9 protein-coding genes and 1 pseudogene are annotated in these 13007 nt (G+C 66.1%); 3 read left to right on the top strand and 7 right to left on the bottom strand.

The features are described from left to right. Window positions 1–18: 18 nt before the first annotated feature. Window positions 19–570 carry a transposase gene (locus ACZ6TI_RS47310; protein ID WP_465351882.1) on the top strand — a complete coding sequence of 184 codons (552 nt, stop codon included), beginning with the start codon at window positions 19–21 and terminating at the stop codon, window positions 568–570. Between the two features lie 43 nt (window positions 571–613). Here ACZ6TI_RS47310 and ACZ6TI_RS47305 read toward each other — a convergent pair. From ACZ6TI_RS47305 to ACZ6TI_RS47285, 5 genes and pseudogenes are all read right to left on the bottom strand, one after another. Then, a pseudogene (locus tag ACZ6TI_RS47305) lies at window positions 614–898 on the bottom strand (IS1380 family transposase); the annotation flags it as partial. Then, window positions 859–1944 (bottom strand): DUF5060 domain-containing protein, encoded by a 1086-nt coding sequence (locus ACZ6TI_RS47300; RefSeq protein WP_465351913.1) that lies wholly within the window; start codon window positions 1942–1944, stop codon window positions 859–861. The pseudogene ACZ6TI_RS47305 and the gene ACZ6TI_RS47300, both read right to left, overlap by 40 nt. A 427-nt stretch (window positions 1945–2371) precedes the next feature. Further along, window positions 2372–3208 carry a carbohydrate ABC transporter permease gene (locus ACZ6TI_RS47295; RefSeq protein ID WP_465351881.1) on the bottom strand — a complete coding sequence of 279 codons (837 nt, stop codon included), beginning with the start codon at window positions 3206–3208 and terminating at the stop codon, window positions 2372–2374. 67 nt (window positions 3209–3275) lie between these two features. Next, a complete protein-coding gene (locus ACZ6TI_RS47290; RefSeq protein WP_465351880.1) occupies window positions 3276–4199 on the bottom strand; it encodes a carbohydrate ABC transporter permease in 924 nt (307 codons plus the stop codon). Window positions 4200–4206: 7 nt separating this feature from the next. Next, window positions 4207–5550 carry an ABC transporter substrate-binding protein gene (locus ACZ6TI_RS47285; protein ID WP_465351879.1) on the bottom strand — a complete coding sequence of 448 codons (1344 nt, stop codon included), beginning with the start codon at window positions 5548–5550 and terminating at the stop codon, window positions 4207–4209. Between the two features lie 245 nt (window positions 5551–5795). Here ACZ6TI_RS47285 and ACZ6TI_RS47280 point away from each other — a divergent pair, with 245 nt between their 5' ends. Next, the gene (locus ACZ6TI_RS47280; RefSeq protein ID WP_465351878.1) at window positions 5796–6428 is read left to right on the top strand and encodes a TetR/AcrR family transcriptional regulator; all 633 of its coding nucleotides are present in this window, start codon (window positions 5796–5798) and stop codon (window positions 6426–6428) included. A 145-nt stretch (window positions 6429–6573) separates the two neighbouring features. Here ACZ6TI_RS47280 and ACZ6TI_RS47275 read toward each other — a convergent pair whose 3' ends face one another. After that, a complete protein-coding gene (locus ACZ6TI_RS47275) occupies window positions 6574–7575 on the bottom strand; it encodes an endo-1,4-beta-xylanase (RefSeq protein ID WP_465351877.1) in 1002 nt (333 codons plus the stop codon). 243 nt (window positions 7576–7818) lie between these two features. After that, window positions 7819–10173, bottom strand: coding sequence for a glycoside hydrolase family 3 N-terminal domain-containing protein (locus ACZ6TI_RS47270; RefSeq protein WP_465351876.1), 2355 nt, complete (start codon window positions 10171–10173; stop codon window positions 7819–7821). 953 nt (window positions 10174–11126) lie between these two features. On the opposite strand from ACZ6TI_RS47270, the gene ACZ6TI_RS47265 reads away from it, so the two are divergent. Next, window positions 11127–12488: a GH1 family beta-glucosidase gene (locus tag ACZ6TI_RS47265; protein WP_465351875.1), complete on the top strand. Its 1362-nt coding sequence runs from the start codon at window positions 11127–11129 to the stop codon at window positions 12486–12488. The last annotated feature ends 519 nt before the right edge of the window (window positions 12489–13007 follow it).

Below are 13007 nucleotides of genomic sequence, written 5' to 3'. Positions count from 1 at the left end.
GCGTGTAGATAGGCGGAAGTGCCTCTCCTGCAAGGGAAACTTGTGATTGCGACATCGACAGGGCTTCTCTACGAGGGAGGCACTTCCGCGGTGCCGTCTACGACGTGGTCGAAGGATCTGCGGGTCACCCCGGACGGTACGGGTGTGGTGTCGCATGCCGGCACGGCATTGGTGCGGATGCTGGCTGACCGGGCCGGGCTGACCAGCGCCTTGTCCGGTGCGCTGGCCCGGAAACGGTGGTCGCCGGTGCATGACCAGAGCCGGGTGCTGGTCGATCTCGCCGTGCTGATCGCTGACGGCGGTGAGGCGATCGCGGATATCGGCGTGCTGCGCCACCAGGACGAGGTGTTCGGGCCGGTGGCCTCGGACACCACGGTATGGCGGGCCTGGACGAGATCGACGCGGTGCGGCTACGGCGCATCGCCAAGCTCGAGCGAAGGTCCGCGTGCGGTTGTGGAAGCTGTTCGGCGGGCCACCGCAGGCGCGGGCGGCCGGCCGCGACATCGGCGCCGGGGTGGTGGTGCTGCTGCTGGACGTGGACTCCACGATCGTCCTCGCCCACGCGGATAAGGACGGCGCCGCACCCACCTACAGCACACGTATGGTTTCCGCCCGCGGCGGCGCGAGCCGCCCGCAACCGGGCCAGGGCCGGGGTGTCGATCGCGTCGAGGACCCGCCACGCCATCGAATCCGATGCCACCGGCCCGAACAGACCGGGCTGCTGCCGCAGCACTGCCAAATCCGTGATGGCTTCGCCTCCGTCGGCCAGCAACACCGTCAGATCGACCGCGACACGGCCCGGCTCATGCGCCGGACGGCGAACCCGGTCCAGCCCGAGCGCTTGCACGAAACCGGTGGTCAACCTGATCTTGTCAGCCAGATCGATGAGCAGACGAGCTGGTCGGCGTCTGGTCCGGGTACCGCCGTGCGGCAGGCTGCGGGCAGGTGCGCTGGTTCCAGGCCCACAGGCGACCACGCCGAACCCGGAAGCGGATCAGCATCAGAGTCCTCGCCGCAACGCACCACGCTGCAACCGCCGATGCGGTCGCGGGTCTCCAGCCACGGCTGCCACGGTCTTGGCGCCGCATTGAACGCCCGCGCCGCCCGCTGTTCGATCTCGTCGAGTTCCGACTCCGATAGCCCCCTCCCCCTCCAGTCACGAGAGGAGTCGTCCTCGTTGGCCAGGGACCACCACACGTGCGGGAAGGCGGCGAGCCGCCGGACGACGTACGACACGTAGCGGTCGTCCACGGCCGGACCGAGGTCCATGAATCCCCATCGGTCGTACGGGTGGAAGAGAATCACATCGGCCTGGATTCCGAGCTCGCCGAGCCGGGCAATCTGCTGTTCGAGATCGGCGAAGTACATCGGGTCGAATCGGGTGACGTCCCAGTATCCGCCAGGGTCTTTGGGAATCGGGTACCGTCCTGGGTCGTTCGAGTTGTACTCATACGCCTTGGGAAACACGCCCATACGGACCTTCGTGAAGGGCGCGCTTGCGAGCGCCTTCACGGTACGTTCCTGCAGCTGTTCGGGCTGATGCGTCCACGCGCGTACAGGGTCGTCCCGACCGGGCGGTACCGCGTGCCGTCGGCGTACGCGAAAATGCCGTCCGTCCACACGAACCGGGCCGAGTGCAGTGCCGGCCGGCTGTCCGACGACGAATGTGCCGCGGACGCCGTCGAGGGAGCGTGCGGTCGATCGGGTCTCGAACTGCCAGGTGCCCTTCTCCTCGGCCAGCATTCGGATCCGATACACCCCGTTGCCGTCGTAGAACCCTCCGGCATTCAGGTCACGGGCACCGTTCGAGAAGACCGCGGACAGCTCGACATCGACGAACGGGTTGTCATGGGCCGTGCAAGACGATCTCGCAGATTGCCCACTGCTGCACAGCCGCTGGGACGCCGACCGTCGCCGAGCCGGGGACGATCGAATCGTCTTCATAGTCGTCGCGAGCAGCGATCCGTTCGCCGTGCCGCGGAGGCGGGTCACCGTCCTGCACCGCCGCAAGGGCCGCCCAGAGCTCATCGGCGTGCTCCGGCCGTTCGTGAACGCCGGCAGGTGAGGGAACATCATGAGCAGGCGAGTCTCCCCGGCCTGCGCCGTTGACCTCGGGCTCGGTGATGCCGGGTACGCAGCGATCGAGGACTGCTCTGCCTTGTGGGCTTGCTACGACATCGACGAATCGCGAGCCACGTGGAGCATCGGCGTTGTCTCCTTGCTGACCGGGGCGGGGTGAGTGCTGCTTACTGGCTCCCGACGCCGACCACCCCACCGGTCGACGACGTCGAGAGCCTGGCTGACTTGCTGGAAGCCGATGTCGCTGTGCAACTGCAGCTCCATGGGGCTCGCCGTCAGGCCGACAAGGCCTTCATCCCTTGACCCCGGACCCGAGAACGCCCCGGACGAAATAGCGTTGAGCGAACAGGAAGATCAGCAGCACGGGCACGACGTAGAGCGCCGCCCCGGCAGCCTGCACCGTCGGGATGGCGTTGCCCACCGGATCCCTGTAGGAGGCCGTGATAGCGACCGACAGCGTCGTGTGGTCGGTATCGAGCAGCAGGGCCGGTGCGATGTAGTCACCCCAGGTCCAGGTGAATGACAGCAGAAACGCCGTGACCAGCACCGGACGCGACAGCGGTAGGAAGATCCGGAAGAAGATGCGCCCCCAGCCGCATCCGTCGATGATCGCCGCGTCCTCCAGCTCGCGCGGGATCGCCGCGAAGAACTGCCGGAACAAGAACACCAGATACGGGGAGGCCGCCAGGCCCCACAGCACCCAGGGCCAATAGGTGTTCACCAGCCCGATCCGTGAGAACATCACGTACGTGGGCAGGAGCGTCAGCACCTGCGGCAACATCATCGTCGACAGGATCACGACGAACAGGACCCGCTTGCCCGGAGCGTTCAGCCGGGCGAACCCAAAACCGACCGCCGCGCTGGACAGAGTCACCAGAACCGAATAGATCGTCGCCAGGAACAACGAGTTCAGGGCATAGGCACCGAAGTTGACGTCCGTCAACGCGTGGCTGAAATTGCTCCACTGCGCGTGCGCGGGCAGCAGATGAGGCGTCGCCGATCCCCACTCCTCGCGGCTCTTGAGCGCCGCCAGGACCAGCCAGACGAATGGTCCCGCGAACAGCGCCGCCAACGCCAGAAGTAACACGTAGACACCGCCGGTGCTCAGGCGCCGCTTGCGCCCGACCACCGGAGCCGCCTCGGCCCCGGTCGGGCCGGCGGCCGGACGAAGTGTGCTCACGTTCACCGAACGACTCCTAACGGGCTGCATCGCTGTCAACCTCGTAGTGGACCCACAGGCGGCTCGACCGCTGGATCAGCAAGGTGAAGACCAGGATGACGACGAAGAAGACCCACAGCATCGCCGAGCCGTACCCGAAGCGATTGCCGAGAAAGAACTCCTGGTACACCTGAACCATGTACAGATGCGTGCTCTGCGGCACCTGACCGACGGCGGCGATGCTGTTGGTCTGGGCCAGCAGCAACGGTTGGACGATGATCTGCAACGATGCGATGACGCCAGTGACCACCTGGAAGTAGAGGACCGGCGAGATCATCGGCACCGTCACGTGCCGGAACACCGTCCAGCGGCCGGCGCCGTCGACACGGGCCGCTTCCTCGAGCTCGGTCGGCACGCCCTGCAACGCGGCGAGCATGATGATCATGCCGCCACCGATGCTCCACAAGGTCAGGAGAATGAGGGCGTAGAAAGCCATCGGATCGATCAGCCAGCTGATCGGGCCGATCTTCGCCACGCCGAGGATGGCGTTGAGGATGCCGGCGTCGCGGTTCAGGACGAGCTTCCACATGATCGCTGTCGCGACCACGGGAACCACCGAGGGCAGGAAGAAGACCGTGCGCCAGAGCCCCACCGCCTTGAGCCGGCGGTTGAGCAACACGGCCAGGAACAGCGAGCCGGCCACACTGAGCGGCACCGCTATCGCGGTGAAGCCGATCGTCCTGATGAGCGCCGCTCTGGCATCCTGGTCGCCGAGCAGTTCGGTGTAGTTCTGCAGGCCAACCCAGCTCCAGCGCGGTGAGCTGCCGTCGAAGTTGGTCAGACTGACGAGGAAGGCGTAGACCATCGGCACCGCGGTCAGCAGGAGAAAGCCCACCACCCACGGCGCCACGAACAGGTAGAAGGTCCTTCTCGGATATCGGGACCAGCCGCGTCGCGCCATGTCAACTTCAGCCGATCCGCTCTTTGCCCTGCTTCAGGAGCTTGTTGACCTCGTCGGTGATCGCGGCGCAGGCGGCGTCGACAGTCACCTCGTTCTTGATCGCCCGCTGCAGCTGCTTGTCGATCGCGCTGTTCATCGCGTCCACCGTGATGTACGGCGAGTCCGGGAGTGGGGCCGTGTACTGCAGCTCTTTCTGGGCAACGGTGTAGGCCTGCTTCTGGTACGGCAGTTCCTGGGGCAGCTTGGGCAGCAACGACTTCAGGGACGGAAGCCCCCACCCGCTCGTGGCACGGCCTTCGGCGAGTGGTCCGGCCATGAAGTACTCCATGAACTTCCAGGCCTCGTCCTTGTTCTTCGCCTTGGCCGGAATCCACATGCCCTGACCGGTGTAGCAGGGGCTTACCCGCTTGTCACCCATGACCGGGGCGGGCGCCATCCGGACGCTGCCGTTGATGGCGGCGTCCTTGATGAAGTTGCCGCCGAACCAGTAGCCGTCCTGGGTGATGGCCATCCGCTTGGCACTGAACGTGGACTGGTCCGCGCCGTCCGGCAGCGGATTCAATGACGTCGGCCCCACACCGGCCCGGGCGAAGTCGACATACCAGCTGAATGCGCGACGCGGCGCCGCCGCCGTAAAGTCGACCTCGGTCAGGTCCGCGTTGTACAGCTGCCCGCCCTGCTGCATCACCATCATCGCCATCGGGGCGAACAGGCTCCACGCCCACTCGAGACCGAGGCCGAAGACCTTGGTCGTCCCGCCCTGCTTGACGGTCAACCGCTTTGCCATGGCCAGCAGATCGTCGTAGCTGGTGGGCTGGGTGTCACTCAGGTAGGGCACCTTGGCCTGATCGAACAGCGCAGTGTTGTACCAGAGCGTAGCGTCCTGGCTCCAGTCCTTGACGATGCCGTAGTACGGCCCTTGGCCGATCTTGCGGCCGTCCCAGCGGAAGCTGTCGTTGACCGGCTGGAGGTCGTCCTTCTTCAACACCTGGCTCTTCTCCAGGTACGGCGTCAGGTCCGTCGCTAAGCCTCGGGCGTTGTTGTTCGCGCTGCCGACAGCACCGCCGACCGTGATGTCCGGCGGGTTGCCCGAGGCGAGCATGGTGTTGAGGCGCGTCGTATCCGTGTTCAGTGTGCTGATCTTGATCCCGGGATTCTTGGCCTCGAAGTCGGCGATGTTTTCCTTGGAAAGGTCTTGGGCGCCGCACATCACGGTGAGGGTCACCGTGCCGTCACCACCGGACGAGCCCGCGTCGCAGGCGCCGAGCAGCGACCCTGCCGCGACGCCGCCGGCGGCTACCGCCGCACCCTTGAGCAACCGCCGCCTACTGATCAATTCGTATCTGTTCATGTCAGACTCCTGGCATAGGGGTGTGATCAGGCTTCTTGGAGCAACCCAGGGGTGGGTTGAGGCGACACTACAACGAAAGCCGTACAGCTGACACATTTTCTCTCGGTTAAGGATTTGTAACGATGCACTGCTCGCATCCCATCGCGGCCCAGCGCCTGACCCACCGGCGTCAACTTGTGGCAAGCGACATGCGTTGGCCTTTGCGTCCACCTCGGGAAGGCCAGTCGGCGTACTAAGGTTTTGGCATGAACGCGACGAAGCCCGCCCGTGTTCGAGGCCCGTATGCCAAGTCGGCACAGCGCTCCACGGAGATCCTCGAGGCAGCTACCACTGTCTTCGCGACTCGCGGCTACCATGGCGGGACGTTGCGCGACATCTCCCGCCAGCTCGATTTGAGCCTGAGCAGCGTCGTGCACCACTTCGGCACGAAATACGAGCTCCTCGAAGCAGTGCTGGAACGGGCAGATAAAACCGTCGGCACCGGCTTTGCACCGTTCGATTTCGAGGCCGATTGCGTTGAGCGCGGCGTCGCGCTCGCCACCATTGGCAGGGTGCGGTCAAATCTCGAACGGCCGGAACTGCTCAGGCTCCTGGCGATCCTGGCCGCGGAGTCGTCCGCCCCGGATCATCCTGCTCACGCCTGGTTCGTCGATAGGTATCGGACGAAAAGCGCATCACTCGCCGAGGCGTTCGCCTATGACCAGGCGGAGGGGCGGATCGATTCGGTCCGCGATCCTCATCTGCTGAGCAGGTTGCTGCTCGGCACCTGGGACGGCGTCCAGTTGCAGTGGCTCATCGATCCGTCGACCGATATGGAGAGCGCCATGCGCGCGTTCCTCGAGGGGATGATTCCGGAGGCCCTCGTTCGCAAGGCTTGATCCAAGGCGGCGCGGTGACGAGCCCGAGACGGCCCTGGGCCTCATAAAGGAGTCATCTCTCGGCGCACCGGCCGCGGTCGGCGGACACCGAGAGATGACTCCTGTCAGGGCAGGTATCGCCTCACGCTAGACGACCGATCCGGGGTCAATGTGACACCAGCGCGCCCCAGGTGGCGAAGAAGGCCGGCTTCGGACGGTACTGGTCATCAAACATCAGCGGCTTCGCGCCCGGCACCCAGGTGTACGCGTGCTTGTCGGTGAAGCCCCAGAAGCTGATGTCGCGCACTCCTGCGTTCAATGCCTCGTTGACCACGTCGCCGTAGATCTTCGCCTGGTCGATGAACTCGCCGTTGTTGGGAAGCGGATTCAGGTGCACGTCCAGTTCGGTGATGGCCACCTCGAGGCCGAGTGCCTTGTAGGAGTTCACGATGCCGGTGATTACGCCGGGCTCCGGCGCCGCGTAGGTCATGTGATTCTCGAGGCCGACACCATCGATCGGCACGCCCCTGCGCACCAGGTCGGCGACGAGGTCATAGAGCTCCTGACGCTTGGCCGGGTAGTACTCGACCAGAGATTCGTTGAGGAAGAGTTTGGCTTTGGGGTTCGCGGCGTGCGCGATGCGGAACGTCTCGGCGAGGTAGTCGGGGCCCAGGACCCGGTAGAAGTAGTTCTGATCGAGCCCGGTGCCGCCGAACGTGGAGAGGACCTCGGTGGCGACATCCCACCGGTCCATCTTCCCCGCGTACTGACGCATGATCGTGTTGAAGTGGACGGTCATCGCGGCGCGCAGCTCGTCCGGCGTCTGGATCTGCTCGAGCCAGGCCGGGTTGCAGCACCCGGAGATGAGGCCATGGCCTTTCACCGCCATGCGGTTCTGTTTCGCGAAGCTGATGAGCCGGTCGAGCTTGGTGAAATCGAAGACGCCGCGCTGCGGTTCGCTGTTGTCCCACTTGAGTTCGTTCTCAGGTGACAGGCTGTTGAACTGCCGCGCGAGCACCTTCGCGAAGTTGGGATCATCGAGATAAGCGGGGTTGATCGCCCCGGATCCGATGAGGACACCCTGTCTCGCCGCCTGCGACCGTAGCGTAAAGACCGCCGCGTTCGCTGCCGTCGTCGGCATGAAGACGCTGCCGACGAACGTGAGCACAGTGACAACAGCGAGCGCGCCGAGCCGTCGTGACCCGTCCACTCGGAGGGCACGTGTTTGAGCATGCCGGCCCCCATAGACAGAGCGCAGGACCCGGCCGCATGCGCGGGGCAACGCTGTTCGTTGGTTTCTCACCCGTACCTCCAAAGCAGCCATTCATTGACGAACGTGATCCCGGCCGGGGCAACGAGACCGTAACATGAAATTAGTACAGCTGCTACAGTTTGGAGACAGGGAAGACCGTCAGTGCAACGAGCATCGATAGTCGACTACGATCCGGCTGGCGGTGGCGTGGCCGAACCCGGACAGGACGTCGCCACCGGTCAGATGCACGGTGGTGTGGAGCCGGATGTCGGCAGACGAAGCCCCGATGAAGAACTGAATTTCGCCGGGCTCCACCACCCAGCGTTCCTCAGCGTCCCAGAGCGCGAAGACACTGGACGGCACTTCGACCGACAGTCGTGCCGCCGCACCCGGCTCAAGTTGCAGGCGACGGAACGCAACGAGCATACGTCCCGGCCGTACGGTACTCCCGACAACGTCCTGGCCGTACACCTGCACCACCTCGTCGCCGGCCAGCTCACCGATGTTGGCGACCGTGAGCGAAAACCGCACCAGTCCATCCGTCGGCACGTCGGCGCTGGCCACCGCGAGGTCGCGGTACTCGAAGCGCGTGTAGCTCAGCCCGTGCCCGAACGGGAAGATCGCCGCTGTCGACCCGTCGATGTAGGACTCCCGCTGCAGGGCCCGCCAGTACGGAACGGGTGCCGCCCCGGCCGTCCCCAGCAACGCGACCGGTAGGCGGCCGGCAGGATTGGCGTCTCCGAAGAGGACGGACGCGACGGCACTTCCGGCCTCCTCTCCGCCGAAGAACGCGGTGAGGATCGCCGGCACCGTTTCGGCCATCCAGCCGAGGACGTAGGGACGACCATGACTGAGCACCACAACCGTCGGGGTGCCGGTCGCCACGACAGCCTCGACAAGCTCACGCTGCACACCCGGCAGCTCGCACTCCGCGCTGTCGAGGCCTTCGCCGACCGTACCGGCCGCGTTGATCCCTGCTTGGTCACCCACGACCAGCACCGCGATCTCCGCGGCGGCGGCTGCCGCCACCGCCGCCGCAAAGTCCGATCGATCCTCCGCGGCGACGGGACAGCCGCGTTCGTACAACACGGTCGCATCGTTGCCGGCCCGACGTCGGATCCCCTCCAAAAACGTTACGACCGGAACAGACTCGACCAGAAGGCGGACATCGTCCGGAGCCACCTTGTGCGGATCCTCCATGCGCGCCTGCGGGTCGGCGGCGAGCGCGAACCGCTTGGTCCCGCTGTCAAGGACCTGATAGCTGTAACTGGCCAGCTGACCCATCGGCCGATCAGCATTCGGGCCGATCACGGCGATCGTGCGGGGTGAGCTGCTGAGAGGAAGGATCGGGGCACCGTCGACCGGATCGTTCCGCAGCAGAACCACCGCCTTCTCCGCGATGGTGCGCGCCAACCCGCGCTCCTGCTCCGAATCGAACGTCTTAGGCACAGCGTCGAGGTCGACATACGGTCGCTCGAACAATCCGAGCGCGAACTTCGCCCGCAACACACCGGCCACCGCGCGGTCGAGGTCCGCCTCGGGCAGGACGCCCGACCGGACGGCTTCGACGACCTGCTCGGACCACACCGTGTTGTCTAGAATCAGGTCCACGCCGGCCCGTAGCGCCTGCGCGATGGCCTGGCAGCTGTCGCCCGCAGTGCCGTGCTTGGTGTGCAGCTGCGCGACCGCCCCAAGATCGGAGATCACCAGGCCGCTGAATCCCAGCTGCTCGCGCAGCAGTCCGGTCAGGTAGGCCTTCGACCCGGAGACGGGCACACGGTCGATCGCGTTGTACGCGGGCATCACGCCTTGCGCACCGCCCTCGCGGATCGCTCGCTCGAACGGCGGGGCGTGCACCTCACGCAGCTCGTTCCCGCCGAGCTGAGCCGCCTCCGTGTTTCGCCCGCCGTCACTGGCGCTGTATCCGACGAAGTGTTTCAGGGTGGCGATGAGCGGAACGCCCTCGACCGCATTCTGGAGCCCTCGGACGAACCCCGTCGCCATCGCCCCGACCAGAAACGGCTCCTCGCCGTACGTCTCCTCGACACGACCCCACCGGGGATCCCGGGCGACGTCAGCGAGCGGGGACAGCGCTTGGCGCACACCGAGACGAGCCATCTGGACGCCGATCGTGCGCGCCATCCGCTCGATCAACTCGGGCTCCCAGGTGGCGGCTTGGGCGATCGCGTCCGGGAACGAGGTCGCATCCCGCACCTTCAACCCGACCAGCGCCTCCTCGGCGAGGAGCACGGGCACCCCGAGGCGGGTGCCCTCGACGTGCTTGCGTTGAAGCTCGTTCGCCAGCTGTGCCGTCTCGCGTGGCAGCAGCCCGAGCGTAGACAATCCCGCCGCCACCCCGCCCCAACCCGTTTCGGGCACTGTGTGCACATCGACGACCGCCCCGAACGGCGCCGCCGTCTGGGCAGCCTTCTCTTCTAACGTCATCCTGCCCAACAGGTCACGGACCCGCTCCTCCGTCGAGAGGGACGAGTCGCGGTAAGGATCCTGGTTCATCGGCGGGTCACTCCCAGTGATCAGGGTCGTCGAGCTAGGCCGTACGTGGCGGACGTCCGGGACACGGCCGATGGTCAGCGGTTTGCCCGCCGGTCCGATTCCATGCCGGAGGCGGCCGCTTCCCCGGCCGGTGGCTCCCCAACGACGACGGCAACTTGGGCCGAGGGGGACGACGCAGCGAACTTAGGACGACTGTTACAATTTGAGCCGGCAAGAGCAATGGCATTCAGTTAAAATATAGCAGTCGTACGGTTTTCACTCTAGGGTAGGTCCGGCACCACCGGTCGCCGGTCTGCACACCACGCCATCGGTAGCAACTGACCCCCGAGTCGAAGCCTGTCGTCATTGAGGAGCACAAATGATCATTGCCAGGCGAAGGCTGCCCGTTGCTCGAGCCGAACGGACCGACTTTCTCTGCAGACTGCACCGACGGCAGCTCGCTCGCCTGGGCGCCCTCCGGGCACGAACGCCCTGACGGCCACGCGACCGACATAGCGCTCCAGATCCCACGCAGCCCGAGCACACGTAGCACCACCCTCGGCCAGGGCCAGCGGCATCGAAACCGACCCGTGCTGCGTGAAGCACCGCCGGAGCCTGATGCCCCACTCTTTGACGGTCTACCCGGCGTTCCCGGCCGTCCGAGCCCCGTGCTGCACAGCCGGTGGACGGCGAGCGGGTTCTCGCCGTCCACCGGAACCGGGACGCGCGGACCCTGCGGCATCGGCCGCCGCGATCGACGTAGTCGCCGCCATGGCTCAGCGAGTCGTCAGCGCCGCACTTCAGCACCCGACCCCAACCTGCCCGCATCGCCGGCACCCTGCGCGTCAGCGAGCCGGCCGGATGATCACCGCCGTGCGGGACGGCACGCTCATCCCTCGAGCGAACGACTCCCTGACCGAAGCACCGGACCGAAGGCCGCCGGTGACAGCACCAGTGCACGAAGGAGACACACCATGATCAGCAAAGGCGACTTCCCGCCCAGATTCATCTGGGGCACCGCAACAGCGGCGTACCAGATCGAGGGAGCCGTGACAGCAGACGGTCGCGGCCCGAGCATCTGGGACACCTACGCCCACACGCCTGGCCGAATCGCCGATGGAAGCACCGGAGATGTCGCCGACGACCATTACCGGTTGTTCGCCGACGACATCAGGTTGCTCGCCAGTCTGGGGCTGACGGCCTACCGATTCTCCATCGCGTGGCCACGGATCGTTCCCAACGGGTCGGGCCCGACCAACCCCGCCGGTCTCGACTTCTACCGACGGCTGGCCGAGACGTGCCTCGAGAACGGCGTGACGCCGTACGCGACGCTTTATCACTGGGACCTGCCGCAGGCGCTAGAAGACACCGGCGGATGGATGGTCCGCGACACCGCCGACCGGTTCCGTGACTACGCAGCGGTGACCCACGACGCGCTGTCGGACGTGATCAAACACTGGATGACGCTCAACGAGCCTTGGTGCTCGGCCTTCGACGGCTACGGCAGCGGCAAGCACGCGCCCGGCCGATCTGAGGGCGTCAATGCGCTCAAGGCCGTGCACCATCTCCTGCTCGGTCACGGCCTGGCCCTCGATGCGATCCGGTCGTCCGGCGGCTCCTACGGCATTGCGCTCAACCTCGCGCCGTTCCGCGGCGCCTCGGACTCCCCGGCGGACCGTGACGCTGCGCGCCGGGTTGACGGGCTGCAGAACCGGCTGTTCCTCGAGCCGTTGCTGTTCGGCAATTACCCTGCCGACGTCCTCGACGACACCGGCATGTCGGCGTGGTTCGCGCAGCACGAGGACGATCTGTCCCTGATCTCGGCGCCGCTGGACTTCATGGGCGTGAACTACTACACGCCGACCACCGTCGCCGCGCCGGACGGACCGATCTCGGACCCCGGCAGGCCCAGCAGCCAGCCGGGCAGTGAGAACGTGGTCGCCGTCGACACCGGCCTCCCGCGCACCCATATGGATTGGCCGATCCAGGCCTCCGGACTGCGCGAGATCCTCGTCGCCGTCAACAAGCTCGCGCCCGAGCTTCCGCTGTACGTGACCGAGAACGGTGCGGCCTACCCCGACACGCCGACCGCGGACGGGACGATCGAGGACGACGACCGGCAACAGTATCTCGAGCAGCACATCACCGCCGTCCGGCAAGTCGTGTCCGAAGGCGTGCCGCTGAGGGGCTACTTCGTCTGGAGCCTGCTGGACAACTTCGAGTGGTCCTGGGGCTTCAGCCGACGCTTTGGGATCGTCTACGTGGACTATGCGACGCAGGCCCGAACAATCAAGAAGAGCGGTCGCTGGCTGCAGCGATTCCTCACCGAACGATGATGACGACCGCGCCACCCACGCGGCGGCGCGGTCGCACACACCGTCAGGAAGCAGGTTGAGCCGGAGGCGATGGGCTGCACTATCCGACCATCGCCTCCGGCCAAGGACTGCCCGACGACGACGTGGCTGTACGCCGGCACGCCGGCGTACACCTTGACGACGCGCCAGGACGTGCCGTGCTGCCGTCGACGGCAGCCTGACCTCACGTAGGCTCGCCGACTCCGAACTCACTTGCCGACTCCGAACTCAGGGGTTGGTGGGTGGTGCCGACGGGCTCGCCGCCAGCACCACCGAGGCCCGCTGAGTGTCGGCCGCCCTGCACGGTAGTCCGCTCTCATGACCCGGCCGGGCGGTCCGTTCATCATCGATGGCCCGCCGACTGCGCCAATCGTCGGCTGGAGCCCGCTCGGACGGTGGCAACTCTCCGAGAGGTCGTCAGCGGCACCTGGCAGCAACGCACCATCGAGGCCCCGACAAACCTTGAAGGGCTGACTTCGACGCCCTGGTGTCCTGAGTCGT

It is taken from the genome of Actinoplanes sp. NPDC051388, assembly GCF_055586225.1.
This window is presented reverse-complemented; position numbering and strand designations above follow the sequence as displayed.